Genomic DNA, 23949 nt, shown 5'->3' with positions numbered 1-23949 from the left:
TCTCCGGGGACTGGGGACGCTTGATGTGCGGTAGCGGTCCAGTAGTCGGGGCGCACGACCCCGGAGTTCCCAGCGAGGAAAGTGACTTGGGTCACACAGGTCGGGCTCATGGCATCCTGGCCCGATGGCATCACCCCACGCCCACGCGTCCTTGGCCGAGCAGGTCGAGCAACTCCTTTCCGCAGGCGGCCCGTTGCCGATCGTCGCCGCGGGTGATCCGGTGCTGCGGCGGGAAACCGAGCGCTACGACGGCCAGTTGGGCCCCGCGCTGCTGGCCCGGTTCATCGAGGCCCTGCGTCTGACCATGCACGCGGCACCGGGCGTGGGCCTGGCGGCACCGCAGGTCGGCGTCCCCTTGCGGATCGCCGTGCTGGAGGACCCGGCGCCGGTGCCGGAGGAGGTACGCCTGGCCCGGGGCCGGGTGCCCCAGCCGTTCCGCGTGCTGGTGAACCCGTCGTACGAACCCGTGGGCCCGGCCCGGGCCGCCTTCTTCGAGGGCTGTCTGAGCGTGCCGGGCTGGCAGGCGGTGGTGGCGAGGGCCGCCGAGGTACGCCTGACCGGTGCGGACGAGCACGGCCGCGCGCTGGACGAGGTGTTCACCGGGTGGCCCGCCCGGATCGTGCAGCACGAGACGGACCACCTCGACGGAACCCTCTACCTCGACCGGGCCGAACCGCGCTCGCTGTCGTCGAACCAGGCGATGGCCGACCGCTGGGCCCAGCCGACCCCGGCCAGGGCCGCCGCGGCGCTCGGGTTCGACCTGCCTGCCTGAGCTCAGCTGTCCCGGTACGTCTCCAGCAGCCTGAGCCACACCTCGCTGATCGTCGGGTACGACGGGACCGCGTGCCACAGCCTGCTGATCGGCACCTCGCCCGCGACCGCGACGGTCGCCGAGTGGATGAGTTCGCCGACGCCGGGGCCGACGAAGGTGACGCCGAGGACGATCTCGCGTTCCAGGTCGACGATCATGCGGGCGCGGCCCCGGTAGCCGTCGCCGTAGAGCGAGGCGCCGGAGACGTTGGCGAGGTCGTAGTCGACCGCGCGGACCCGGTGGCCCGCCTGCTCGGCCTCCGCCAGGGACAGACCCACGGCGGCTGCCTCGGGGTCGGTGAAGACGACCTGGGGGACGGCCGCGTGGTCGGCGGTGGCCGCGTGGGCTCCCCACGGGTCCGTCTCCAGCAGCGGCACCCCCGAGGCGCGGGCGGCGATCGCGGCGCCCGCGATCCGGGCCTGGTACTTGCCCTGGTGGGTCAGCAGCGCGCGCTGGTTGACGTCGCCGACGGCGTAGAGCCAGTCGCTGCCGGTGACGCGCAGGCTGTCGTCGACGGGCAGCCAGGAGCCGGGGTCGATGCCGATGGAGTCCAGGCCGATGTCGTCGGTGTGCGGGGCGCGGCCGGTGGCGAAGAGGATCTCGTCGGCCTCGATCCGGTCGCCGCCGTCGGTGACGACCACGACGGTGCCGTTCTCGCGGGTCACGGACCGCACCGAGGTGCCGGTGCGGACGTCGGCGCCCGCCTCGGTGAGCGCCTCGGCGATCAGTTCACCGGCGAACGGCTCCATCCGGGGCAGCAGGCCCTTGCCCCGGACCAGCAGGGTGACCCGCGAGCCGAGGCCCTGCCAGGCGCAGGCCATTTCGGTGGCGACCACTCCCCCGCCCACCACGACCAGGCGTGCGGGGGCCAGCTTGGCGCTGGTGGCCTCCCGGCTGGTCCAGGGCTTCACGTCGGCGAGTCCGGGCAGGTCGGGCAGGACGGCGCGGGTGCCGGTGCAGACGGCGACCGCGTGCCGGGCGGTCAGGACGCGTTCGGTGCCGTCGGATCCGGTCACGGTGACCGTGCGGGTCCCGGTGATACGGCCGTGGCCGCGGTGGAGGTCGGCGCCGATGGACTCCAGCCAGCCGACCTGGCCGTCGTCCGTCCAGTGGGAGGTGAAGCCGTCCCGCCGGTCCGTCACCTCCGAGGTGTCGAGGGGGCCCTGCACGGCGGCGCTCAGGCCGGGCAGGCGGCGGGCGTCGGCCTGGGCGATGACCGGGCGCAGCAGGGCCTTGCTGGGCATGCAGGCCCAGTACGAGCACTCGCCGCCGACCAGCTCGCTCTCCACGACCGCGGTGGACAGACCGGCCGCGCGGGTGCGGTCGGCCACGTTCTCCCCCACGGGCCCGGCCCCGAGCACCACGACGTCGTACGCGATGGATTCCGTTTCCGTCATGGGGTCAGTCTGGTGGGTGGTGTGCGCCATGGCCACATGGGTACGTGCGCCGATGCGTGCCTGTCCGCGCACGGAATACCCGCCGGTCCGGCCGTGTTGTGCCGACGGCTTCGCCCGACACCAGGAAGAGGGAGCACGCCATGAGCAGCACCGTGGAACTCACCAAGGAGAACTTCGACCAGACGGTCACGGACAACGAGTTCGTCCTGATCGACTTCTGGGCGGCCTGGTGCGGCCCGTGCCGGCAGTTCGCCCCGGTCTACGAGAAGGCCGCGGAGGAGAACCCCGATCTGGTGTTCGGCAAGGTGGACACCGAGGCGCAGCCGGAGCTGGCCGCGGCCTTCGGTATCCAGTCCATCCCGACGCTGATGATCGTCCGGGACCAGGTCGCCGTGTTCGCGCAGCCGGGCGCGCTGCCCGAGGCCGCCCTGACGGACGTCATCGGGCAGGCCCGCGCGCTCGACATGGACGAGGTCCGCAAGTCCGTGGCCGCCCAGCAGGCAAAGGCCGAGCAGGCGCAGTCAGGGCAGGCGCAGCCCCAGCAGGACGGCCAGTAGCTTCCGGTCCTAGAAGGGGTACGGCGCCACGTCGCCGCGTACCGTCGTCCAGCGCACGTCGGTGAAGGCGTCCAGATTGGCCTCGCCGCCGAACCGCGCGCCGGTGCCGGAGGCCGCCGTACCGCCGAAGGGCGCCACCGCCTCGTCGTTGACGGTCTGGTCGTTGATGTGCACGATGCCGGTCGGGATGCGCTCGGCGAGGTCCAGGCCGCGGGCCGCGTCCCTGGTGACGATGCCCAGGGAGAGGCCGTAAGGTCCGTCCGCCGCGAGGGCGGCGGCCTCGTCGGCGGTGCTGAAGGACCGTACGGGCGCGACGGGTCCGAAGACCTCCTCCGCGTAGGCGGGGGTGTCGTCGGCCGCGTCGGCGAGAACCGTCGGCCGGTAGAACAGCGACTCGTGCGTGCCGCCCGCGGCGAGCCTGGCGCCGCGCGCGGCGCTGGCCTCGACCAGACCGTGCACCTTGGCGAGCTGGTGGCGGTCGATCAGCGGGCCGAGATGGACCTGGTCGCGGTATGGGTCGCCGACGGCGAGCGAGTCGGCCTTGGCGGCCAGCCGCTCGACGTACTCCTGGTACAGCGACCGGTGGACCAGGTGGCGGCCGGTCGTCATGCAGATCTGGCCCTGGTGGAAGAAGGAACCCCAGGCGGCGGTGGAGATCACCGCGTCCAGGTCGGCGTCCTCCAGCACGATCAGGGCGGAGTTGCCGCCCAGCTCCAGATGCGCGCGCTTGAGATGGCGCCCGGCGGCCTCGCCGACGGCCCGGCCCGCCGCGGTGGAGCCGGTGAAGGAGATCACCGGCACCCGCGGGTCGGCGACCAGGGCCGCTCCGGTCTCCGCGCCGCCGGGCAGCACGTGCAGCAGGTTCTCGGGCAGGCCCGCCTCGGCGAAGAGCGCGGCGAGGGCCAGGCCGCCGCAGACGGCGGTGCGCGGGTCCGGCTTGAGGACGACCGCGTTGCCGAGGGCGAGAGCGGGGGCCACGGAGCGGATGGAGAGGATCAGCGGAGCGTTGAACGGGGCGATCACGCCCACCACGCCGACCGGGACCCGGCGGGTGTAGGACAGCCGGGGCACCTCGCTGGGCAGGACGTGCCCGGCCGGGCGGGAGGCCAGGGCGGCGGCCTCGTAGCACTCCTGGGCGGCGACGTGCAGCTCGAAGTCGGCCTTGCCGGGGATGGAGCCGGACTCGCGCACCAGCCATTCGCGCAGCTCGTCGGCGTGCGCGGCGAACAGGTCCCCCGCCTTGCGCAGGACCCCGGCGCGCACGAAGTGCGGCAGCCGCGCCCACTCGGCCTGTGCCGCGCGGGCGGCCTCGGCGGCCGGTGCGACGTCCTCGGCGGCGGCGAGCGTGACCGTGCCGAGCGCGTCGCCGGTGGCGGGCTCGGTGACGGTGTGCTCGGGGCCCGCGAGGGGGCGGGGCTGCCAGGACTTGGGGTCGAGCAACGACATGACGGCTCTCCGTTCGGTCACCGCGGGACTCACTCGGGGAGCGGGAGTCCCGTGTAGTTCGCCGCCAGCTCGGCGGCCGCGTGGCGGGATGCGGTGATCCGGCGCAGACGTGCGAGCTGCATCCGCTGATCGAACGCATCCCCGTCTGGTTGAGCGTGCAACATCTTAGTCATGTCGTACGAGAAACGCGTCGCCTGCCACACGCGTGCGAGACACACTTCCGAGTATCTGTCGAGCAGTTGTGTCTCGCCTGTGGAACGCCAGGCGGCGAGCGCGCGGCTCAGCACGCGGACGTCGGAGACGGCGAGGTTGAGGCCCTTGGCGCCGGTCGGCGGGACGATGTGGGCGGCGTCCCCGGCCAGCAGCAGCCGCCCGTGCCGCATCGGCTCGTGGACGTAACTGCGCATCGGTGTCACGGACTTCGCGGTGATGGGCCCACGCTCCAGGGTCCAGTCGCCGTCGATGGCGAAGCGCGCGGAGAGTTCGTCCCAGATCCGGCCGTCGGGCCAGTCCCGCGGGTCGGTGCCGACCGGCACCTGGAGGTACAGCCGGGAGACGGACGGCGAGCGCATGCTGTGCAGGGCGAAGCCGCGCTCGCCCCGGGCGTAGATCAACTCCTCGCATGAGGGCGGCACTTCGGCGATGATCCCGAGCCAGGCATACGGGTGGTCGTGGGCGTACGCCCGGCTCACGGCGGCGGGTACGGCCTCCCGCGACACCCCGTGGAAGCCGTCGCAGCCGACGACCCAGTCGCAGGTCAGCGTCTGTTGTCGGCCCGCGCGCAGGTACCGCACGACGGGCCGCTCGCTCTGTGCGCCCTCGACGGCCGTGGCGCGGGCCTCGAACAACAGCGGGGGCCCGTCGGCCAGGTGGAGGGCGATGAGATCCCGCACGATCTCGGTCTGGGCGTAGATGGTGACGGTACGGCCGCCGGTGAGGGACGGGAAGTCGATGTGGTGCCGTTCCCGCTCGAAGCGCAGCTCGATGCCCCGGTGGACCATGCCCTCGGCCCGCAGGCGGTCGGCGGCGCCCGCCTCCCCCAGGGTGTCGACGGTGCCCTGCTCCAGCATGCCCGCGCGCTGGCGCTGCTCGACGTACTGACGGGTTCTGCTCTCCAGGACGACGCAGTCGACGCCGGCGCGGTGCAGCAGACGGGCGAGGAGCAGCCCGGCGGGGCCACCGCCGATGATGCCGACGGTCGTGCGCATGGACTGCCTCCCGTGCGTCAGCTGGAGTCGCGGTGCACCACCGATGCCCCCAGTACCTTGTGCGTCTCGGGCGCTGCGGCGGGGTCGCGCACCGCGCGGTCGACCAGTTCGGCGAGGTCGCGGCCGGACGGCAGCTCGATATGGACGGTACTCAGTCTGGGCCTCAGCAGCCTGCCGAGCATCAGGTCGTCGGCGCCGATGACGGCCGTGTCCCCGGGCACCGCCACGCCCTCGTCCTGCAGGGCCCTCATCAGCAGCATCGCGTACTCGTCGTTGTAGGCGAACACGGCGTCCAGGCCGAGCTCGCGCCAGCGCGCGGCGAGAAGGGCGGCGGCCTGTTCGTCGTAGCCGAGGGGCAGCTCCGTCACCGTGGCGTCGGTGCCGGTCAGGGCGCGCCGCACACCGGCGAGGCGGGGCCCGGAGAACGCCTCGAGGCCGGGCGCGGCGGGCACCACGACGCCGATCCGGCGCCGACCGCGTTCGTAGAGGTGGCGCCCCGCGCTGTGGCCGACCGCCGAGTGGTCCATCTGGAGGGTGTGGGCGCCCTCGACGCACTCGGGGCCGATGGTGACCACGGCCCGGGCGCCGGAGCGCTTGAGGACCGTCACGCCCTGCGGGCCGAGCCCGGAGCCCGGCACCAGGACGGCGACGGGACGCAGTTCCGCCCAGGCGCGGGCGGCCTCGTCGCCGTGCAGGCCGACGCTGCCGTACTGCACGACGGTGTAGTCGAGGCGGCCGAGGGCGGACTGGAGGTCGCTGATGAACTGGCTGTACAGGGGGCCGACCGGGAAGGCCGGGGCGGGCATCAGGACCATCCGGCTGTGCCCGGCGCGCAGGCTGCGGGCGGCCGCGTGCGGGACGTAGCCCAGCTCCTTCGCGGCCTCGTGCACCCGGCGCCGGGTGGGCTCGCTGATCCGTACGGCACTGGTGTTGTTGAGGACGTAGGAGACGGTCGCGCGCGAGACGCCGGCCAGGCGGGCCACATCGGCGCTCGTGGGAACCGAGCGCGGTGCGGGAGACGCGGACGCGGACGTATTCGGTATCTGCACCATGACGTACGGCATCTTTGCAGAAGCTGTGAAGAGACGTCCGGGCGGGGCTGTCACGCCGTCAGCAGGGCGGGGCGGCCCTCGTGAGGCGGTCGACGAGATCCAGCCAGCCCGCCTCGACGCGCTCCTGCGACATCCCGCGGACCTTGCTGCGGTAGTGCACCATCGGGGGATCGAGATACGCCATCAGGGTCAGGGCGAGCAGTTCGCAGTCCGCGTCGGGGACTGTCTGGCGCAGCAGGATCAGGACATGGCCGCGCAGGAAGCGGCGGGGGGCGATGTCGTAGCGGCGCTGGGGGTCTGCCTCGGCGGCGAGCTGGAGCTCCAGCTGGTCGACGCAGCGGCGCAGCAGGGCGAGGCCGAACGCCCTGAGCCGCTCCAGGGGCGGCGCGCCGGGGCCCAGGGGCGGGGGGCCGGAGATGACCGCGGCCTGGAAGTTCTTCTCGGAGTGGTCGAGCAGGGCGGTGAGCAGGCCGGTGCGGTCGCCGAAGCGGCGGAACACCGTCCCCTTGCCGACCTGGGCCGCCGCGGCCACCGCCTCCATGGTGACCCCGGCCGCGCCGTGCTGTGCCACCAGCCGCGCGGCGGCCTCCAGCAGCCGGGCGCGGTTGCGGGCGGCGTCGGCGCGCAGGCAGGGCTCGTCCTCCGGGGAGCCCAGCTGGAGCAGTTCCGGCTCGCCGAGGGGCTCCTGGGGCAGCGGGAAGGGCGGCAGGGAGGCGGACATGAAGCCAGCGTAAAGCATCGGGAATGAAACTGGACCGCGGTCCGCTTAGGATGCTAGAAACTAAACGGACCCCGGTCCGCTTGCTTTCCCGTCGCTGTTTCACACCTGGAGTTCGCATGTCTGTTCGCATCCTCGCGCTCGTCGGCAGCCTTCGCGCCGGTTCGCACAACCGCCAGCTCGCCGAGGCGGCCGTGCGGCTCGCGCCCGAGGGCGCCGAGGTCGAGCTCTTCGAGGGCCTGGCCGAGATCCCGTTCTACAACGAGGACATCGACGTCGAGGGCAGCGTCCCGCCGCCCGCCGCCAAGCTGCGTGCGGCCGCGCAGGCCGCCGACGCGTTCCTGCTGTTCTCCCCCGAGTACAACGGCTCGATTCCGGCCGTCCTGAAGAACGCCATCGACTGGCTGTCCCGCCCCTACGGCGCCGGCGCCTTCGGCGGCAAGCCGGTCGCCGTGGTCGGCACCGCCTTCGGCCAGTACGGCGGTGTGTGGGCGCAGGACGAGACCCGCAAGGCCGTGGGCATCGCCGGCGGCAAGGTGCTGGAGGACGTCAAGCTGTCCATCCCCGGCTCCCTCACCCGCTTCGCCGAGACCCACCCGGCCGACGACACCGAGATCGCCGCGCAGCTGACCGAGGTCATCACCCGCGTGCACGAGTACGCCGGCGAGACGGCCGCCGCCTGAGACACCTCCCCCGAGCGGGGCGGGAACGTGACGGTTCCCGCCCCGCTTCGGCATGTCAGCCCGCCACGGTGGCCGACAGCTCCCGCAGCTCCTCCAGCGCGGCGGCGACCGCGGGCCGGGTCCGGCAGCCGCTGCGGGTGGCGCTGAGCAGCTTGCGGTGCGGATCGCCGACACAGCGCAGCCGCGTGACCGGCAGATGCGGGGTCAGCTGAGCAAGGCGCGGGATCAGCGCGACCCCGAGCCCGTGGGCCACCAGATGGGCGGTGGCGATCCAGTCCTGCGCGTGATGGACCACGCCGGGGGTGAATCCGGCCTCCTGGCACGCCGAGATCACATGGGTGCGGCACGGGTTTTCCGGCACCGGCGCGATCCAGTCCTCGTGCGCGGCCTCGGCGAGCTCGATGGCCGCACGCCCGGCGAGCGGGTGATCCTCGGGCACCACCAGGTCGTAGGGGTCGTCGAGCAGGGGTTGCTGGTCGAAACGGGCGTCGCCGAGCGGCGGGTTGTACGGCGTCGCCTGGACCACGGCCAGGTCCAGCGCCCCCTCGAAGAGCAGGTCGAAGCTCTCGGTCACCGCGGTCTCCTGGATCAGCACGCGCAGCTTGGGGTGCCGCTCCCGCAGCCGTACGGCCATGGGCGCGAGGAGCACCGACACGGCGACCGGGAAACCGCCCACGCGTACGGGCCCGGCGGGGGCGCCGTCCTCCGCGCGCAGCTCGAGTTCGGCCTCCTCCCAGCGGGCCTGGATGGCGTCGGCATGGGCGAGCAGGCTCTCCGCGGCGGGGGTGAGCCGTACCCCGCGCCCCTGTGGTTCCAGCAGGTCGACGCCCAGGTCGCGGGCGAGCTGCCGGATCTGCTGGGAGGCCGCGGACGGGGTGAAGTGCAGGGCCCGGGCGGCCGCGGTGACCGTGCCGTAGTGGGCGACGGCCCTCAGGACGTGCAGTCGGCGCAGGTCGATCATGAAGCCCACGCTTCAAGGTGTCGTGCAGAAAGTCAACCTGGACGTACATGATCCCGGGGCCGCACGCTGGTCAGTGAACCGACCACGGCCTACGAGGAGTTGCCATGACCAGCACGACCGGCACCGCCTGCCCGCACTGCGGCCGGCCCGACGCGGCCGAGCCCTTCCAGGTGGTCTCCCGGCACGACACCGCGGCGGGCCGCACGGTGTGGACCCGGTGCGGCTGCGGTTCGCTCCAGGTCCGGCTCGTCGAGGCGAGCGGGGTCCGGATCGTCTCGCGCAGCCGGCCGCCGGCGACCGCTCAGGCCGGGCCGTATCACCAACTCCGGAACGCCACCCGCCCGTTGTAAAGCGTTCAAACAGGGGACCGATTCCGGTCAACTCTGCCAGGGTGGGCGGATGCAGACCCTTTACCGCAGACTGCTCCGGCTGATGCCCCGCCTCGGCGTGCGGGTGACGGACCTGGCCCCGGGGACCGCGCTGGTCTCCCGGCGCGGCCGGTACACGGTGAGATCCGTCGGCACGGACGCCTGGATGGTCCTCCGCGGTGCCCCCGGCGCCTGGACCACCGTCCCGCTGGGCGAGAGCGGGGCCCGGCTCGTCCTCGGCGAGACGTCCGCGGCGGACGAGCGCAAGCTGCAGATGGCGGCGGCCGAATACCTGTGCACCCAGCACGTCACCGCGATGTTCGAGCTGTACGGCGTGAACTGCGTGCTGGACGTGGGCGCCAACCACGGCCAGTACGCCAAGAGGCTGCGCAAGCACGGCTACCGGGGCCGGATCGTGTCCTTCGAACCGACCGCGGAGGCCTTCGCCAAGCTGAGCAAGGCAGCCGAACACGACCCCCGTTGGCAGGTGCACCACTGCGCCCTGGGCCGCGAGGACACCACGGCCGAGATCCACGTCGGCTGGAACACCATGAACTCCCTTCTCCCGGCGAGCGATTACGGCCGCGACCGCTACAAGCGCTTCCACACCACCCGCACCGAACAGATCCGCATCCGGCGCCTGGACGCCGTACTCGACGAGGCCCTCGACGGCATCGAGGACCCGCGGCCCTTCCTGAAGATGGACACCCAGGGCTACGACCTGGAGGTGTACGCCGGTGCCGGGGAACGGATCGCCGACTTCGTGGGCCTGCAGTCGGAGGTCGCCATGCTGCGCCTGTACGAGGGCAGCCCGCCGATGAGCGAGTCCGTCGCCGCGTACGAGGACGGCGGCTTCGAGATCACCGGCATGTACCCGGTGACCCGCGAGGCGGCCACCGGGCGGGTGGTGGAGTTCGACTGCGTGATGATGCGGGCGAAGGCTCTTCAGGGTCAGAGGCCGGCCCGGAAGGTGATCGAGACGAGTTGAGCTGCGGAGGGCGGGGGCATTCGGGAGCGCGCGCAGCCCTTCGCGCGCCCTCCACGGGCGCTGGCTTCGCCTCATCAGCCCCAGGCGCCGCACGCAGCATGGCCCGTCCCACCGGCTGTTGCCGTCCGGCCGAAGCGGGCGCATGGTGCGTGCCATCGGCAACACCGTCCGCACCAGGAAGGTACAGCTGTGCCCGTTCCTCACCCGTTCAAGCGGCGCAGATCAACACCGGGGTCGGGGACCCCCGTCCCCGGTGGCTGCGGCGGATGACGCCGCGTTGCTGACCTGCCCCGGCTATCAGACGGTCGGCTGGAACCCCGGTCTGCGGCTGACACCGCAGCCCATCACCACGTCCGGCAGCACAGCTCTGGGTCCGTGTCTGGACGTGGCGGGGGAGATCAGCTCGGGGAGTTCCTCGTTCACCTCCAAGGAGGAGCTCTCCTGCCTGTCGGTGCTCACGACGAGCCCCGGCAGGGAGACCATCACCTGGAACACGGGAGAGAAGACCACCTTCTCGTGGACCGCGGCGGAAGCCACGGCCACCAACGCCGCCGGCGCTCTGGTGGTCACCATCAGCACGGACATCGAGTCCGGCAAGTTCGCCGGCCAGCATGTGCTCTACGTGATCACCTCCGCCAGTCTCGACCTGCTGGACTGCCTGAGCCCGCAGGGCCTGCAAGGTGCCGCGGGACCACTGGATCTGACCATCCTGCCCTGACCCGGACACGTCGGCCCGCGGCCGGCTGGGATGCGCGGAAGGTGCGCCGGTAGGTGTCCGGGGGCACTCCGAGGGTGCGGTTGAAGTGGCGGCGCAGGGTCGTGGCGGTGCCCATGCCGGTGGCGGTCGCGATGGCGTCGACGCTGTCGTCGGTGGTCTCCAGCAGTTCCTGGGCGCGGCGGATGCGCTGGTTGAGCAGCCACTGCAACGGTGTGGTGCCGGTGGCCGCCCGGAAGTGGCGGCCCAGGGTGCGTGAGCTGGTCCGGGCCCGGCGCGCCAAGTCCTCCACGGTCAGCGGCTGGTCGAGGCGTTCCATCACCCAGGGCAGCAGGGCGGCGAGCGGATGGTCGTCCCGGGCGGGCACCGGAGTGGTGACGAACTGCGCCTGGCCGCCGGCCCGGTGCGGGGGCACGACCAGCCGGCGGGCGACGGCGTTGGCCACGGTGGAACCGCGGTCCTGCCGGACCAGGTGCAGGCACAGGTCCAGGGCGGCGGCCTTTCCGGCCGAGGTGAGCACGCTGCCGCTGTCGACGTAGAGCACGTCCGGGTCGACCTCCACCCGGGGGTGGCGGGCGGCCAGCGCGTCGGTGTGCGCCCAGTGCGTGGTCGCACGTCGGCCGTCCAGCAGGCCCGCGGCGGCCAGCACGAACGCGCCGGTGCACAGGGAGGCGACCCGGCTGCCCGCCTCGTGCGCCGCGCGGACCGCGTCGACCAGTTCGGCGGGCGGGTCGACGTCGATGTCCGCCCAGCCGGGGACGATCACCGTGTCGGCGTCCGCGAGCCGGTCGAGCCCGTGGTCGGGCTCCAGCCGGAACCGGCCGACCCGCACCGCACCGGGGCCGCACACCGTCACGTCGTACCAGGGTCCCGGGACCGCGTCCGGGGCGTCGCCGAACACCTCCTGCGCCACGGACAGTTCGAAGTGCAGCATCCCGTCGGTGACGGCGAACGCGACTGATCTCATGTCCGGAATTGTATGGGCGGTGTCGTTCCGGACACTCACGGTGGGGTGCCCGTCCTTGCCAGGATGATCACAACGGAACGGCAAGAGGACGGGGAGAGATCATGGGACAGCGGATTGCGGTGTTCGGCGCGTACGGGCACACCGGGCGGTTCGTGGTAGCGGAACTGCTGGAGCGGGGGTTCGTGCCGGTGCTGTCCGGGCGGGACGCCGAGAAGCTGCGGGCGTCGGCGGCGCCGGGCCTGGAGGTCCGCCCGGCGTCCGTCGACGACGCGGTCGCGCTGGACCGCGCGCTGGCCGGAACGGCGGCCGTGATCAACGCCGCCGGGCCGTTCGCGACGACCGCCGCGCCGGTGATCGAGGCGGCGCTGCGGGCCCGGATCCCGTACGTGGACGTGGCGGCCGAGATCGAGGCGAACGACGACACCTTCACCCACTTCAGCGAGCGCGCCCGGGCCGCGGGCACGCTGGTCGTCCCCGCGATGGCCTTCTACGGCGGACTCGGCGACCTGCTCGTCACCTCGGCGATGGGCGACTGGACGAGCGCCGACGAGGCCCACATCGCGTACGGCCTGAACGGCTGGCACCCCACCGCCGGGACACGGATCGCGGGCGAGGTGTCCCGGGAGCGGCGCGGGGGCCGCCGGGTCCGCTTCAGCAAGGGGCGCCTGGAGTACCACGACGACGCGACGACCGTCGTCGACTGGCCGTTCCCCGAGCCGCTGGGCGAGCGCCCGGTCGTCGCCGAGTTCACGATGGCCGACGTCGTCACCGTGCCCAGCCATCTGACCGTGCCCGAGGTGCGGACCTACATGACGACCGAGGCGGCCACGGACATCGCGACCCCGGACACACCCGCGCCGACGGCCGCCGACGAGCGGGGACGCTCCGACCAGACCTTCCTCGTCGACGCCGTCGTCCGCTCGGCGGGCCGCGAGCGCCGGGCGGTGGCCCGCGGCCGGGACATCTACGCGGTCACCGCGCCCCTCGCCGTGGAGGCGGTGCACCGGATCCTCACCGGCCGGACGAGGACACTCGGCGTCGCCTCGGCCGGGGCGGCCTTCGACGCGGCGGACTTCCTCGCGTCACTGTCGGAGCACGTGTCGGTGGAGGTGACCCGCTAGGGGCGGGTCACCAGGCCAGCGCCGGAACTCGTGCACGACCTCGATCGTGCCGACGATATGGGCATTGAACTCGTCGAGCTCCTCGGCCGGCACCCACAGCTCCAGGATCGTCTCGCCGCCCGCCTGCTGGACGGGGTAGCGGCTGAGGAACCCGGACTCGACCTCGAAACGGGTCACGAAGCCGGTGCCGCTGTGCTTGACGTTCCAGTCCCGGGCGATCTTCACCGCGTAGTCCTCGTTGAGCACCGGGTAGAAGATCGGCTGCTCCGGCAGGCGCGGCGGCCAGGCCCGCCACTGCAGCTCTCGGACCAGGGCCAGCTCCTCCGGCCCGGTGGGGCGCCAGAGGGTCGTCGTCGCGGGCGGGCGGCTGTTCATCGGATCGGTCGCTTTCCTCGTGGCCGGAGATCATGACCGTAGCGGCGGAGGACGACGGGGCACCATCGAGTTTGCCGTAGGTACTTGCGAGCGATCAATAATTGCGCACGATGGCAATTTCACGGATGGCATATCCTGGGGACCAGTCACACCGGGACGGAGGAGCCAGGCCCCATGACCGCCACAGACCCCGCACTCACCGCCCTCGCCCAGGGCTGGTGCGCGCTCTCCCTGCTGCACGGGCGGATCGAGGCCCACATCGAGCGCGCCCTGCAGTCCGGGCACGACCTCAGCGTGCGGGAGTACTCGCTGCTCGACGTCCTGAGCCGGCAGCACTCCGGCGAGGGCGGCCACCTCCAGATGAAGCAGGTCGCCGACGCCGTCGTCCTCAGCCAGAGCGCCACCACCCGACTGGTGACCCGCCTGGAGGACCGCGGCCTGCTCTCCCGCTACCTCTGCCCCACCGACCGCCGCGGCATCTACACCGACGTCACGGAAGCGGGCCTGAAGCTGCTGGAGGAGGCCCGCCCCACGAACGAGTCCGCCCTGCGCGAGGCCCTCGACGAGGCGGCCCGGAACCCCGAACTCGCCCCCCTGGTCAAGGCCGTGGAGACCTTGCGCGTCCCCGCCTGACCACGTCAGCGCGTGAGCACCGACCGCGCCGCCGCCAGCGCCTGTTCCGCGTAGCCCCGGCCGAAGAGCACCGCGTGGACCAGCAGCGGGAAGAGCTGGTGCAGGGCGATCCGGGCGGGCCAGCCGTCGCTGAGCGGTGCGGCCTTTTGGTAGCCGTCCAGGATCCGGTCCAGGTGGGGGCAGCCGAAGAGATGGAGCATCGCCAGGTCCGTCTCGCGGTGACCTCCGTGGGCGGCCGGGTCGATCAGCCAGGCGTGCCCGTCGGCGCCCCACAGGACGTTGCCGTTCCACAGGTCGCCGTGCAGCCGGGCCGGAGGTTCGGCGGGGCCCGCCAGATCGGGCAGGCGGGCGCAGACCCGCTCGAACTCCACCGCCTCGCGGGCGTCCAGCGTGCCCCCGTCGACCGCCCGGCGCACATACGGCAGCACCCGGTGCTCGGCGTACCAGCGCGGCCAGTTCGTGCCGTCGACGTTCCCCATCGGGGCCAGGCCGATGTACGCGTCCCTCGGGCCGCCGGGCGGCGGCGCCCCGAACTCCGGGGCGCCCGCGGCGTGCAACGCGGCCAGCTCGCGGCCCAGTTGCTCCGCCGCCTCGGGGTTCGGGCGGCCCGCCGGGACGCGGTCCGTCACCAGCCACTCCTCGTCGTGCCCGTGCACGGTCGGCACCCGGACCGTACCGGACTCCCCCAGCCAGCGCAGCCCCGCCGCCTCGGCCCGGGTCGCGCCGGGCCCGCCGTCGCCGCGCTTGACCATCACCACCCGCCCGCCGTCGAGTGTGACTTCGGCCAGCGTGCCGGACAGGCGCCGTGCGCCGACCACGGCACCGCCGGTGAAGCGGGCCGCCACGGCAGCCGCTTGCTCCTGTGCATCCCTCATGACGGCAGCGTAAGCCGCTGCCCCGCTGGGCACGGGGCTCACCGAGCGGTCAGAGGGCGGCGAGCAGGTCGTCGAGCGGGGCGGGAACGCGGTCGGGGTCCAGGGCCTCGACGAGGACCCGGCCGTAGTGGATCTTGCGTCCCTTCTTCGTTCCGAAGAAGCGCCTCAACTGCTGCTGCGGGGCGCGGCCCTGCTGGGCGGGCTGGCGCAGGAAGGTCCGCAGGGGGCGCGCGTCGCCCTCCTCGTGGACGAGCTCCTCGATCCGGGGCACGCCCAGCGCGCGGATGAGCTCGTCCTCCAGGTCCGCCGCACAGACGAAGAAGTCCCGCTCCGCCGCGCCGGCCCGGGTGAAACCGCGGGCATAGTAGGGGCGTTCCGCCTCGTCGCACAGGCCCGTGAGGCGCAGGCCCAGGCCGGGTGGGCCGAGGAGTTGGGCGTAGCGCCCGACACTCATCGCGCCGCCGATCGACAGGACGCAGACGCCGTCGTCCGCCAGATCCCGGCCACGGCTCTCCGCCAGGGCGTCGACCGCCGCGACGTCGCTGAGCCCTTCGAGCAGGACGACCGTCCGGACGGTGTGCCGCGCGGCCAGCTCATGGGCGGGGCCGGCGGGGCCGCCCGCCGCCCACGCGGTGACCGCGTCCCGGAACGCCCCCATGTCCACCATGAGCCGAGTCTCGGCCAGTTCCGCCCCCGACGCGAGGGATTTACGGCCGTCCCGCCGAAGACGCGTCGAGCTACGGCAGTTTCACGAACGGCGACAGGAAGGACCGTGCTCCCGGGGTGTCCAGACGGTACGTCACATTCGTCGCGTAGCACGGGGTGTCACCCGTGATCGTGGTGGCCGCCAGGATCCTCTTCCCGCCCAGCGTCACGAAGTTGGGGCCGCCGGAGTCGCCGTAGCAGGCACCGCCGTTGCCCTGCGGTGCGGTCATGCCCAGGCGGACCCAGGAGGGGTTGAGGGCGTTGAAGGTGACGGGCGCCTTCATGCGCACGCCGCCGCCCGGGTGGGTGTGGCCGCCCGGTCCGCGCACGGCCTCCTGGGTGCCGTACCCGGCGACGAGCCAGTCGGCGGAATTGAGGTCCTGGGTGCCGAGCTGGTTCGCGGTGGGCAGGGTGGCGGGCGTGAAGCTCCAGCGGGCCGCCATCCTCGCCGCGGGCACCTCGACCACGGAGATGTCACGGGTGTCGGAGGCGGGGCCCGGGTAGCCGGGGTGATTGTGGGCGGTGCCCGCGACGGCGACGGCGTTCGCCTGCGCGGCCGGGTCGCCCGGGTACTTCGCCGCGGCCGCGTCGAGCCCGGACTGCACGTCCTGGTCCAGGGACACGTGGAAGCGCACGTTGTCCGGCCAGTCGGTGGTGCAGTGCGCCGCCGTCAGGAAGGTGTTCGCGTCGATCATGGTTCCGGAGCAGACCCAGTCGACCCGGTCGGGGGTGGTGGGGTCGTCGTCGTGGTCCCACGTCGCGACGAGCGCGCCGACCTCGGTGCGCTCGGGTGCGGGCGTCGCGTTGTAGGAGTTGATGGCCGAGGACGGCAGTGCGGTGGTGAGCACGGCCGCACAGGCCGCCGCGGTGACGGCGGTGGCACGGATCGCTGACAAAAGAACTACCCCTTCTGCAAGGTGGGCTCGGGTGTTCTCCTGTGGGAGGTGCGCCAAGTGAAGCGCCTGCGTGAGGCGGTGGCAAGGGGTGCACGGTGATCGCCGACCGGACCGAGACCCTGGCCGGCGCGGCGTCTAGGCGCAGCAGCCGCCCGTGTCGAGCCGGCAGAAGCAGGACGACTCGATCGGTACGTCCGCCAACGCGGCGGCGATCTTCAGCTGTTGGGCGACGATGCGGGCCTCGCCCTCCTTGCCCTGGCGGGTGAGGCATTCGTGGAGGCCGTGCAGCGCCCATACGTTGCCGGGGTGCTGGCACGCCCTCGGCAGGGTGCCGTCCAGGCCGAGGTCGGCCCGGTAGACCGCCTCCGCCTCGGCGATCCGGCCCTGTTCCAGGAGGAGGGCGCCGTAGGCGTGCCGGGTGGGCTGCATCCAGCCCCACGGTTCGTCGTAGGGGAGGTGGTCGTCGAGGTCGATCGAGCGTTCCAGGGCGGCGAAGGCGGCCTCGAACCGGCCCTTGCGGTACTCCAGTTCGCCTTCCAGCATGGCCGCGGCGATGGCGAGGATGTCGGCGCAGGTGTTGTTGAACAGCATGCGGGTCTCGGGCACCCTGGCCGCCGCCTCCTGGAACAGGCGCTGTTCCGTCTCGGCCTCGGGGATCCGGCCGGTGGCGGAGAGGGCGACGCCGCGGGCGTAGTGGAGCATGGCGGTCGTCATGCAGTACAGCCCGGGGTCGGCGGGCCTCGGCAGCCGGAGGATGTCGGACCAACGGCCGAAGCGGATCAGTACGTGGACCCGCATGGCGAGGAAGGCCTCCAGCCAGTCCGCCATGGGCGGGCTCTGCACCCGCAGCAGATCCTCCGGTACGGCGGCCTCCAACTGGTCGGCGGTCTCCAGCGCGACCCGGGACTGGCCGAGGAACATGGCTCCGTAGATCCGGAAGTGGTAGTTGTGCGCGCGGTACAGGGTGTAGAAGTTCATCGCCCCGGAGCGCCTGAGGACCTTCTCGTCGGCGAGGATCGCCGTGGTGTTGTCCGAGACGACCCGCCGGTAGTCCCCGCACAGCACCTCCAGGTGGGAGGGCATGTGGTGGAGGTGTCCGGCGTCGGGGACGAGTCCGCGCAGCCGGTCGGCGGCGGTCAGCGCGGCCTCGGGCGTCGGGGACATCTCCATGAGGTGGATGTACAGGTGCAGCACGCCCGGGTGCAGTCGGCCCTGGGGTGACTCCACGACCCGCTCCAGCACCTCCCTGGCCTCGGTGGTGCGGGCGCCTTCCGCGGGCTGTCCGGTGCGCAGGTCCCACAGGTGCCACGGCGTGAGGTTCATCAGCGCGTCGGCGTACAGAGCGGCGATGTCCGGGTCGTCCGGGGCGAGCTCGTGGACGGCGCGCATGGCGTCGGCGTAGGGGGCGTTCCACACCGAGCAGTCCTCGACCGCCTCGGCCTGGGGGTAGCGGGCGCGCAGGGCGCCGATCAGGGCCTGTTCGACGGGGGTGCAGCCGGCCGCCTTGGCGTGCGCCGACTCCACGGCGTGGTGGGTGCGTTCGACGGTGCGCAGCAGGTCCCGTTCGTCGAAGAACTCCCAGGGCTTGTTGTAGTTCGGGCCGAGGGCGTAGGCGATGCCCCAGTGGGCCATGGCGCAGTCGGGGTCGGCCTCGGCGGCCCTCCGGAAGCACTCGGCGGCTTCCTCGTGGTGGAAGGCGTACGTCCAGGTCAGCCCGCGGTCGAACCAGAGCTGCGCCGCGGGCGACGCGGTGGTGACGGTCCGGCCGTGCGGGCCGAGGTCGTAGTAGTCCACGAGTGTCTCCTGACGCCGACTCGGAATCAGGATTCTTGCGGAGTTCCCGGAACCCGCCCGGGAACTAACGCTTTTGTCTCACTCGTACGAGGGGCTCGGCGCCCCGCGCGAGGAGGGCGGCCCCGACCAGCGCGCCGACGGCGACGAGCGTGGTGCCCCGCATGCCGATGGCGTCCAGCAGCGGCCCGGCGAGGGCGGTGCCGAGGGCGCCGACGGCGAAGTACAGCACCAGGTAGGCGCCGCTGAGGCTGCCGGAGTTGGCGGGGTCGATGCCGATGACGAGGCTCTGGTTGGCGGCCTGCGCGACGAAGCAGCCCGCGTCGAACACCGCGAGGCCGACGGCGATGGCCGCGAGGTGGTCCGGGGCGAGGGCGATCAGCAGGGTGCCGCACGCCGCGACGGCCACGGCGCCGGTCATCACGGTGTGCGGGCCGTGACGGTCGACGAGGCGCCCGGTGAACGGCAGGACGGCGAACCCGAGCAGTCCGGCCAGGCCGAACAGGCCGATGGCGGTGGGGTCGAGGGAGTGCGGGGGCCGGGCCAGGGAGAGCGCGAGGCCGACCCACAGCAGGGTGAAGGCGAGGTACCACAGCCCTCCGGTGGCGACCGCCCGCCGCAGCCGCGCCTCGCGCAGCGGAAGCCGGGGCAGCATGGCCAGCGCGGAACGGTAGGAGTCACGGGCCCGGGGCCGTTCGCGGGGCAGGAGTGCCGCGGCCGTGGCCGCGCCGAGCAGGGCGAGGGCGGCGCAGGCCAGGAGCATCGCGCGCCAGCCGAGCAGATCGGTGAGGGCGCCGCCGACGAGTCGGCTGAGCAGGATGCCGGCGGACAGGCCGGTCGCCACGAGCGCGACGGCGGCGCCGCGGCGGCCGGGTGCGGCCAGGCGTCCCGCGATGACACTCGCCTGGGCGGCGACCGAGGCGGCGGCGCCGATGATCAGGTGGGCGGCCACCAGCACGGCCGCGTCGGCGGCGGTGGCGGCCAGGACGAGGCCGGCGGTCAGGGCGGTGAAGTGGGCGGCGACCAGGCGGTTCGGGGCGATGCGGTCGGCGAGGGGCAGCAGCAGGGCGAAGCCGGTCATCGAGCCGGCGAGGGCGGCGGACGGGACGAGGCTGATCGCGGAGAGCGGGACGTCCAGGTCGGCGGCGACGACGGTGAGGGCGGGCTGGAGGGTGTAGTTGTCGGCTATCGCCGTACCGGCCATGGCGGCGAGCAGGGCGGTGCCGCCCCGGCGAGGACTACGGTTCACGGCCGGGCGGTCCGGCTGAGGACTACGGCGTAACGGCAGGCGTCCGTGCCGGTGTTGGCGAAGACGCGGGGGGCGGGGTCGCCGAGTTCGATGATGTCCCCGGCGCCGAGTTCGTGGACGGTGTCGCCGTCCTGGAAGGTGAGCCGGCCCTCCAGAACCCACACGAGCTGCTGGAGGAAGGCGAAGGCGGCGGCCGGGTAGGGGACGCGGGCCCCCGGCGGCAGGTGGATCTCCGCGATCTCGGCGGGGAAGCGCGGGGAGGTGATCTGGCGGCGCCGGTAGCCGGTCTCCGGGTCGGTCCACTCGGCATCGTCGGCCCGCCGCCGTACGCCCATCGCCTGCGTCTCGGCCGGGGGCTCCTCGGCCTGCGCGAGCAGGGATGCGACGCTGATCCGGAACGCCGCCGACAGCTTGCCCAGGACGACGGCCGTGGGGTTGCTCTCGCCGCGCTCGATCCGGTTGATCATCGCCCGGGAGACCCCGGAGGCGTCCGCGAGCTGCGCCAGCGTCCACCGGCGGCGCTCGCGCTCCGCACGGATGCGGGTGGCGATGCGCTCCACCAGAGGATCTATCATATTGGACATGATTCCAGTATATGAGAAGCGAGGGGGTGTCACGGTCCGCGCGGCACGGCCCGAGGACACCGAGGCCGTCGTCGCGATCCGCAACCACGCCGTCGAGCACTCGACGGCCCTGTGGACGCAGGTCCCGCACTCCCCCGCCGAGGGCCGGGCCTGGTTCGCCGACCATCTCGACCGCGGCTCGGCCCTGGTGGCGGAGGTGGCCGGGGAGATCGCCGGATACGCCTCCTACGCCCCCTGGCGGGCCCTGGAGGGCTACCGCCACACGGTGGAGGACTCGGTCTACGTCCGCGACGGCCACCAGGGTCTGGGCATCGGCGGCTCCCTGCTCACCGCGCTCATCGCCACGGCGCGCGCGACGGGCCAGCACAGCATGATCGCCGCGATCGAGTCGGGCAACGGCACCTCCATCCGGCTGCACGAGCACCGCGGGTTCGTCCATGTCGGCACCCTGAAGGAGGCCGGGACGAAGTTCGGCCGCTGGTTCGACCTGACGCTGATGCAGCTGCGGCTCGGCGAGTAGTGGCCGGTCGTTCCGAGGGCGGCGCATGAGCCCGGGCGGGGCGGGAACACGGTGATCACCGCAGTCCGTACGCCACGAATCCGGAGAGTGCCATGAGTCTGCTGCGTGTAGCCGGACGTCCGATGCTTGCCTCGATGTTCGTCACCGGAGGTCTGGACTCCCTGCGCAACCCCAAGGACGTGGCCCCGGCCGCGGAGCCCGTCGTCCAGCCGATCACCGAACGGGTGGAGGTCCTGCCGGACCGCACGGAGCAGCTGGTGCGGCTCAACGGCGCCGTCCAGGTCGCCGCGGGCGTCATGCTCGGCATCGGCCGGATGCCCCGGATCGCCGCGCTCGCGATCGCGGCGACGCTCGTGCCGACCACGCTGGCCGGGCACCGCTTCTGGGAGGAGGACGACCCGGAGCGGCGGTCCCAGCAGCGCATCCATTTCCTGAAGAACATGTCGATGCTCGGCGGCCTGCTGATCGCCGCCGACGACACCGGCGGTTCCCCGTCCCTGGCCTGGCGCAGCCGCCACACCGCCAAGGGCCTGCGCCGCGACGCGCGCCTGGTCAGCCGCTCCATGCGCGCGACGGCCCGCCCGGCGGCGAGGGCGGCCAGCACCCGAGCCAAGCTCTCCCGCTGACGCCGCCCGGCGCTATGCAGGGCCAAGGTTCGGTCGGGCCGTACGACGGCCAAGGCTGACCGCCGCAGACCACGGCGGTGACCGGGCGTCGCCACCGCCAGTTCCGGCCTGCGGTCTTGCTGACCGCGGTCCCCACCTGACCGGCGCCGGCCGCCGCGGTCACCGCACGTCCGCCCGGGTTCGGGCACCCCGGTTCTTATCCGCCCGGCGCGCACCGCACAGGCGGGAGCGGCGCAGCGGGCCTCGTCCCCGAATGCCCGCTGTGCCGTGGAGTGTTGGGCCCGCGTCAGCCGCCCAGCGCCGCCAGCACCACCGACCTGGCCTCCTCCTGGACCTGGCGCAGGTGGTCCGCTCCGCGGAAGGACTCGCCGTAGATCTTGTAGACGTCCTCCGTGCCCGAAGGCCGCGCCGCGAACCAGGCGTTGGCGGTGCACACCTTGATGCCGCCGAGGGCGGCGCCGTTGCCCGGGGCCTCGGTCAGGACCGTCGTGACCGGGTCCCCGGCGAGGGTGTCGGCGGTGACCTGCTGCGGTGACAGCTTCGCGAGGAGCGCCTTCTCCTCGCGGGACGCGGGGGCGTCCACGCGCGCGTAGGCGGGCGAGCCGAAGCGTTCGGTGAGTTCGGCGTAGTGCCGCGACGGTGACTTGCCCGTGACCGCGGTGATCTCGGAGGCGAGCAGCGCCAGGATGATGCCGTCCTTGTCGGTGGTCCACACCGAGCCGTCCCGGCGCAGGAAGGACGCGCCCGCCGACTCCTCGCCGCCGAAGCCGAGGCCGCCGTCGGCCAGGCCGTCCACGAACCACTTGAATCCGACGGGGACTTCGACGAGCGGGCGGCCGACCTCCGCCGCGACCCGGTCGATCATGCTGGACGACACCAGCGTCTTGCCGATCCCGGCACCCGCCGGCCACCGCTCGCGGTGCGAGAAGAGGTAGGAGATCGCCACGGCCAGATAGTGGTTGGGGTTCATCAGACCGCCGTCGGGTGTGACGATGCCGTGCCGGTCGGCGTCGGCGTCGTTGCCGGTGGCGATGTCGTACCGGTCGCGCTGTTCGATGAGCGAGGCCATGGCGTACGGGGAGGAGCAGTCCATGCGGATCTTGCCGTCCCAGTCCAGCGTCATGAAGCGCCAGGTGGGGTCGGTGAGCGGATTGACCACCGTGAGGTCGAGCCGGTGCTGCTCGGCGATCCGGCCCCAGTAGGCCACCGAGGCGCCGCCCAGCGGGTCCGCGCCGATGCGTACGCCCGCGGTCCGGATCGCGTCCAGGTCCAGCACGTTCGGCAGGTCGGCCACGTAGGTGCCGAGGAAGTCGTAGCGGCCGGTGCCGGGCGCGGCCAGGGCGCGGGCGTACGGGATGCGCCGTACGTCCTTCAGGCCGCCGGTGATGATCTCGTTGGCACGGTCCTGGATCCAGGAGGTCGCGTCGGAGCCGGCCGGGCCGCCGCTCGGCGGGTTGTACTTGAAGCCGCCGTCGGCGGGCGGGTTGTGCGAGGGGGTGACCACCACGCCGTCGGCGAGGCCGGAGGTGCGGCCGCGGTTGTGGGCGAGGATGGCGTGCGAGACCGCCGGGGTGGGCGTGTAGCCGTCGGTCTGGTCGATGAGGACGGTGACGTCGTTGGCGGCGAACACCTCCAGCGCCGTGATCCGGGCGGGCTCGGACAGGGCGTGGGTGTCGGCGCCGAGGAAGAGGGGCCCGTCGGTGCCCTTCGCCGTGCGGTATTCGCAGATGGCCTGGCTGGTGGCGGCGATGTGGTCCTCGTTGAACGCCGCCGCGAGGGACGAGCCGCGGTGTCCCGAGGTGCCGAACGCCACCCGCTGGCCCGGCTCGGCCGGGTCGGGGTGCAGCGCGTAGTACGCCGTGACCAGGCGGGCCACATCGATGAGGTCCTCGGGCCCGGCGACCTGCCCTGCTCGCTCGTCCTGCATCTCCGGCTCCTCAGCACGCTTCGACCGTCGGTTACGGACCCCATTCTTCCCTGCTGGGCGCGGGGACGCGCACCGGGCCGCCGTTGTGGCGCGAGTCCGCAGGGTGCGACGATACGGGCCGCCGAGCGAAGGGATGCGCGACGTGCCGTACGAGGAGCAACGCCCGCCCGCCGCAGCGCTGTTCGACGCGCTGGGTGCCGACTACGAGAAGGCGTTCGCCCACGCCCCCGCCCATCTGTCCGCCCTGGAGTGGCTGCTCGAACGGCTGCCGCCCGCCGCCCGGACGCTGGACGTGGGCAGCGGCACCGGACGGCCGACCGCGGCCGCGCTCACCGCGGCGGGCCACTCGGTGCTGGGCGTCGACGTCTCCCCCGTCATGGTCGAACTCGCCGCCCGGCAGGTCCCCGGGGCCGAGTTCCGCTGCGCCGACATCCGTGAACTCCCCTTGGAGGAGGGCTCGTTCGACGGGGTGTGCGTGTTCTTCTCGCTGCTGCAGATGACCCGCGCGGAGCAGACGGCGGTGGTGGACCGGCTGGCCCGGGCTCTCAGGCCCGGTGGCCATCTGGTGCTGGCGACCGTGCCCGCGGACGTGGCGGACGTCGAGGTGGTCTTCATGGGCCGTCCGGTGCGCGCGACGAGCTTCGCGGAGGCGGACCTCGTCGCCGTGGTGGAGGCGGCGGGGCTGACGGTGCTGTCGCGGAACAGCACCGTCTTCACCCCGGACCACCCCGGAGCGGGGCCCGAGCCCCACCTGTTCCTGTACTGCCGTCGCTGAC

At 72.9% G+C, this 23949-nt stretch carries 26 protein-coding genes; 11 read left to right on the top strand and 15 right to left on the bottom strand.

The genetic code is table 11. The features are described 5' to 3' along the window. The first annotated feature begins 124 nt into the window (after positions 1-124). Positions 125-772: a peptide deformylase gene (locus ACWD11_RS29615; protein WP_451286638.1), complete on the top strand. Its 648-nt coding sequence runs from the start codon at positions 125-127 to the stop codon at positions 770-772. Between the two features lie 2 nt (positions 773-774). Here the strand turns inward: ACWD11_RS29615 and ACWD11_RS29610 are convergent, their stop codons facing one another. After that, on the bottom strand, positions 775-2208 hold the full coding sequence (locus ACWD11_RS29610; protein ID WP_389418898.1) for a dihydrolipoyl dehydrogenase family protein: 1434 nt from the start codon (positions 2206-2208) through the stop codon (positions 775-777). A gap of 140 nt (positions 2209-2348) precedes the next feature. Here ACWD11_RS29610 and trxA point away from each other — a divergent pair, with 140 nt between their 5' ends. Next, complete coding sequence (gene trxA, locus ACWD11_RS29605) at positions 2349-2765, top strand: thioredoxin (protein ID WP_389418899.1); 417 nt, start codon at positions 2349-2351, stop codon at positions 2763-2765. A 9-nt stretch (positions 2766-2774) separates the two neighbouring features. On the opposite strand, the gene ACWD11_RS29600 is transcribed toward trxA, so the two are convergent. From ACWD11_RS29600 to ACWD11_RS29585, 4 genes are read right to left on the bottom strand one after another with little or no spacing between them, the layout of a single operon-like run. Next, positions 2775-4211: an aldehyde dehydrogenase family protein gene (locus ACWD11_RS29600; protein WP_389418900.1), complete on the bottom strand. Its 1437-nt coding sequence runs from the start codon at positions 4209-4211 to the stop codon at positions 2775-2777. A gap of 29 nt (positions 4212-4240) precedes the next feature. Continuing rightward, positions 4241-5419, bottom strand: coding sequence for a 4-hydroxybenzoate 3-monooxygenase (locus ACWD11_RS29595; RefSeq protein ID WP_451286635.1), 1179 nt, complete (start codon positions 5417-5419; stop codon positions 4241-4243). A gap of 17 nt (positions 5420-5436) precedes the next feature. Then, positions 5437-6483: a LacI family DNA-binding transcriptional regulator gene (locus ACWD11_RS29590; protein ID WP_389418902.1), complete on the bottom strand. Its 1047-nt coding sequence runs from the start codon at positions 6481-6483 to the stop codon at positions 5437-5439. A gap of 46 nt (positions 6484-6529) precedes the next feature. After that, positions 6530-7210, bottom strand: coding sequence for a TetR/AcrR family transcriptional regulator (locus ACWD11_RS29585; protein WP_389418903.1), 681 nt, complete (start codon positions 7208-7210; stop codon positions 6530-6532). A 98-nt stretch (positions 7211-7308) separates the two neighbouring features. Here ACWD11_RS29585 and ACWD11_RS29580 point away from each other — a divergent pair, with 98 nt between their 5' ends. After that, on the top strand, positions 7309-7872 hold the full coding sequence (locus tag ACWD11_RS29580) for an NAD(P)H-dependent oxidoreductase (RefSeq protein ID WP_389418904.1): 564 nt from the start codon (positions 7309-7311) through the stop codon (positions 7870-7872). Positions 7873-7927: 55 nt separating this feature from the next. Here the strand turns inward: ACWD11_RS29580 and ACWD11_RS29575 are convergent, their stop codons facing one another. Next, positions 7928-8833 (bottom strand): LysR family transcriptional regulator, encoded by a 906-nt coding sequence (locus ACWD11_RS29575; protein ID WP_389418905.1) that lies wholly within the window; start codon positions 8831-8833, stop codon positions 7928-7930. Positions 8834-8937: 104 nt separating this feature from the next. Here ACWD11_RS29575 and ACWD11_RS29570 point away from each other — a divergent pair, with 104 nt between their 5' ends. The 3 genes from ACWD11_RS29570 (at position 8938) to ACWD11_RS29560 (ending at position 10907) form a co-directional block, all read left to right on the top strand. After that, a complete protein-coding gene (locus ACWD11_RS29570; protein WP_389418906.1) occupies positions 8938-9183 on the top strand; it encodes a hypothetical protein in 246 nt (81 codons plus the stop codon). Between the two features lie 49 nt (positions 9184-9232). Then, positions 9233-10189 carry an FkbM family methyltransferase gene (locus ACWD11_RS29565; protein WP_451286632.1) on the top strand — a complete coding sequence of 319 codons (957 nt, stop codon included), beginning with the start codon at positions 9233-9235 and terminating at the stop codon, positions 10187-10189. A gap of 253 nt (positions 10190-10442) precedes the next feature. Further along, on the top strand, positions 10443-10907 hold the full coding sequence (locus tag ACWD11_RS29560; protein WP_389418908.1) for a hypothetical protein: 465 nt from the start codon (positions 10443-10445) through the stop codon (positions 10905-10907). Here the strand turns inward: ACWD11_RS29560 and ACWD11_RS29555 are convergent. Continuing rightward, a complete protein-coding gene (locus tag ACWD11_RS29555) occupies positions 10816-11871 on the bottom strand; it encodes a helix-turn-helix domain-containing protein (RefSeq protein WP_389418909.1) in 1056 nt (351 codons plus the stop codon). The two genes, ACWD11_RS29560 and ACWD11_RS29555, sit on opposite strands and share 92 nt — an antisense overlap. Before the next feature lie 101 nt (positions 11872-11972). On the opposite strand from ACWD11_RS29555, the gene ACWD11_RS29550 reads away from it, so the two are divergent. Next, complete coding sequence (locus ACWD11_RS29550) at positions 11973-12992, top strand: saccharopine dehydrogenase family protein (protein ID WP_451286630.1); 1020 nt, start codon at positions 11973-11975, stop codon at positions 12990-12992. Here the strand turns inward: ACWD11_RS29550 and ACWD11_RS29545 are convergent. Then, positions 12954-13367, bottom strand: coding sequence for a hypothetical protein (locus ACWD11_RS29545; protein WP_451286628.1), 414 nt, complete (start codon positions 13365-13367; stop codon positions 12954-12956). The genes ACWD11_RS29550 and ACWD11_RS29545 overlap by 39 nt on opposite strands. 174 nt (positions 13368-13541) lie before the next feature. Here ACWD11_RS29545 and ACWD11_RS29540 point away from each other — a divergent pair, with 174 nt between their 5' ends. Further along, complete coding sequence (locus ACWD11_RS29540; protein WP_389418912.1) at positions 13542-14000, top strand: MarR family winged helix-turn-helix transcriptional regulator; 459 nt, start codon at positions 13542-13544, stop codon at positions 13998-14000. Positions 14001-14005: 5 nt separating this feature from the next. On the opposite strand, the gene ACWD11_RS29535 is transcribed toward ACWD11_RS29540, so the two are convergent. The 6 genes from ACWD11_RS29535 to ACWD11_RS29510 all read right to left on the bottom strand — a co-directional run bounded on the left by ACWD11_RS29535 (position 14006) and on the right by ACWD11_RS29510 (position 20091). Beyond that, entirely contained in the window at positions 14006-14875 is an 870-nt protein-coding gene (locus tag ACWD11_RS29535; protein ID WP_389418913.1) for a fructosamine kinase family protein, read from the bottom strand. 49 nt (positions 14876-14924) lie between these two features. Further along, positions 14925-15542 (bottom strand): TOPRIM nucleotidyl transferase/hydrolase domain-containing protein, encoded by a 618-nt coding sequence (locus tag ACWD11_RS29530; protein WP_451286626.1) that lies wholly within the window; start codon positions 15540-15542, stop codon positions 14925-14927. 70 nt (positions 15543-15612) lie between these two features. Continuing rightward, positions 15613-16476, bottom strand: coding sequence for a trypsin-like serine protease (locus tag ACWD11_RS29525; protein WP_451286624.1), 864 nt, complete (start codon positions 16474-16476; stop codon positions 15613-15615). A 135-nt stretch (positions 16477-16611) separates the two neighbouring features. Further along, on the bottom strand, positions 16612-18270 hold the full coding sequence (locus tag ACWD11_RS29520; protein WP_451286622.1) for a hypothetical protein: 1659 nt from the start codon (positions 18268-18270) through the stop codon (positions 16612-16614). A gap of 64 nt (positions 18271-18334) precedes the next feature. After that, complete coding sequence (locus ACWD11_RS29515; RefSeq protein ID WP_451286620.1) at positions 18335-19516, bottom strand: MFS transporter; 1182 nt, start codon at positions 19514-19516, stop codon at positions 18335-18337. Continuing rightward, positions 19513-20091, bottom strand: a complete 579-nt coding sequence (locus tag ACWD11_RS29510) for a helix-turn-helix domain-containing protein (RefSeq protein WP_389419212.1) — start codon at positions 20089-20091, stop codon at positions 19513-19515. The genes ACWD11_RS29515 and ACWD11_RS29510 overlap by 4 nt, the downstream gene beginning before the upstream one ends. Positions 20092-20098: 7 nt before the next feature. Here ACWD11_RS29510 and ACWD11_RS29505 point away from each other — a divergent pair, with 7 nt between their 5' ends. Next, positions 20099-20620: a GNAT family N-acetyltransferase gene (locus ACWD11_RS29505; protein WP_389418918.1), complete on the top strand. Its 522-nt coding sequence runs from the start codon at positions 20099-20101 to the stop codon at positions 20618-20620. Between the two features lie 92 nt (positions 20621-20712). Further along, positions 20713-21246, top strand: coding sequence for a DoxX family protein (locus ACWD11_RS29500; RefSeq protein WP_389418919.1), 534 nt, complete (start codon positions 20713-20715; stop codon positions 21244-21246). Between the two features lie 286 nt (positions 21247-21532). Here ACWD11_RS29500 and pgm read toward each other — a convergent pair whose 3' ends face one another. Further along, positions 21533-23173, bottom strand: coding sequence for a phosphoglucomutase (alpha-D-glucose-1,6-bisphosphate-dependent) (pgm, locus tag ACWD11_RS29495; RefSeq protein ID WP_389418920.1), 1641 nt, complete (start codon positions 23171-23173; stop codon positions 21533-21535). Between the two features lie 133 nt (positions 23174-23306). On the opposite strand from pgm, the gene ACWD11_RS29490 reads away from it, so the two are divergent. After that, a complete protein-coding gene (locus tag ACWD11_RS29490; RefSeq protein WP_451286617.1) occupies positions 23307-23948 on the top strand; it encodes a class I SAM-dependent methyltransferase in 642 nt (213 codons plus the stop codon). The last annotated feature ends 1 nt before the right edge of the window (position 23949 follow it).

The sequence above is a fragment of the Streptomyces sp. NPDC002776 genome, assembly GCF_053592195.1.
The sequence above is the reverse complement of the archived record's forward strand: the minus strand, read 5'-3'. Positions and strand labels throughout refer to the sequence as shown.

Excerpts from the sequence above, each read along its gene's own strand:
- ACWD11_RS29510 (WP_389419212.1), bottom strand. The coding sequence starts at position 20,091 with ATGATAGATCCTCTGGTGGAGCGCATCGCCACCCGCATCCGTGCGGAG.
- ACWD11_RS29565 (WP_451286632.1), top strand. The coding sequence starts at position 9,233 with ATGCAGACCCTTTACCGCAGACTGCTCCGGCTGATGCCCCGCCTCGGC.
- ACWD11_RS29545 (WP_451286628.1), bottom strand. The coding sequence starts at position 13,367 with ATGAACAGCCGCCCGCCCGCGACGACGACCCTCTGGCGCCCCACCGGG.
- ACWD11_RS29490 (WP_451286617.1), top strand. The coding sequence starts at position 23,307 with ATGCGCGACGTGCCGTACGAGGAGCAACGCCCGCCCGCCGCAGCGCTG.
- ACWD11_RS29610 (WP_389418898.1), bottom strand. The coding sequence starts at position 2,208 with ATGACGGAAACGGAATCCATCGCGTACGACGTCGTGGTGCTCGGGGCC.
- ACWD11_RS29615 (WP_451286638.1), top strand. The coding sequence starts at position 125 with ATGGCATCACCCCACGCCCACGCGTCCTTGGCCGAGCAGGTCGAGCAA.
- ACWD11_RS29555 (WP_389418909.1), bottom strand. The coding sequence starts at position 11,871 with ATGAGATCAGTCGCGTTCGCCGTCACCGACGGGATGCTGCACTTCGAA.
- ACWD11_RS29500 (WP_389418919.1), top strand. The coding sequence starts at position 20,713 with ATGAGTCTGCTGCGTGTAGCCGGACGTCCGATGCTTGCCTCGATGTTC.
- trxA (WP_389418899.1), top strand. The coding sequence starts at position 2,349 with ATGAGCAGCACCGTGGAACTCACCAAGGAGAACTTCGACCAGACGGTC.
- ACWD11_RS29590 (WP_389418902.1), bottom strand. The coding sequence starts at position 6,483 with ATGCCGTACGTCATGGTGCAGATACCGAATACGTCCGCGTCCGCGTCT.
- ACWD11_RS29595 (WP_451286635.1), bottom strand. The coding sequence starts at position 5,419 with ATGCGCACGACCGTCGGCATCATCGGCGGTGGCCCCGCCGGGCTGCTC.
- ACWD11_RS29585 (WP_389418903.1), bottom strand. The coding sequence starts at position 7,210 with ATGCTTTACGCTGGCTTCATGTCCGCCTCCCTGCCGCCCTTCCCGCTG.
- ACWD11_RS29580 (WP_389418904.1), top strand. The coding sequence starts at position 7,309 with ATGTCTGTTCGCATCCTCGCGCTCGTCGGCAGCCTTCGCGCCGGTTCG.
- ACWD11_RS29530 (WP_451286626.1), bottom strand. The coding sequence starts at position 15,542 with ATGGTGGACATGGGGGCGTTCCGGGACGCGGTCACCGCGTGGGCGGCG.
- ACWD11_RS29535 (WP_389418913.1), bottom strand. The coding sequence starts at position 14,875 with ATGAGGGATGCACAGGAGCAAGCGGCTGCCGTGGCGGCCCGCTTCACC.
- pgm (WP_389418920.1), bottom strand. The coding sequence starts at position 23,173 with ATGCAGGACGAGCGAGCAGGGCAGGTCGCCGGGCCCGAGGACCTCATC.
- ACWD11_RS29600 (WP_389418900.1), bottom strand. The coding sequence starts at position 4,211 with ATGTCGTTGCTCGACCCCAAGTCCTGGCAGCCCCGCCCCCTCGCGGGC.
- ACWD11_RS29505 (WP_389418918.1), top strand. The coding sequence starts at position 20,099 with ATGATTCCAGTATATGAGAAGCGAGGGGGTGTCACGGTCCGCGCGGCA.
- ACWD11_RS29570 (WP_389418906.1), top strand. The coding sequence starts at position 8,938 with ATGACCAGCACGACCGGCACCGCCTGCCCGCACTGCGGCCGGCCCGAC.
- ACWD11_RS29550 (WP_451286630.1), top strand. The coding sequence starts at position 11,973 with ATGGGACAGCGGATTGCGGTGTTCGGCGCGTACGGGCACACCGGGCGG.
- ACWD11_RS29575 (WP_389418905.1), bottom strand. The coding sequence starts at position 8,833 with ATGATCGACCTGCGCCGACTGCACGTCCTGAGGGCCGTCGCCCACTAC.
- ACWD11_RS29540 (WP_389418912.1), top strand. The coding sequence starts at position 13,542 with ATGACCGCCACAGACCCCGCACTCACCGCCCTCGCCCAGGGCTGGTGC.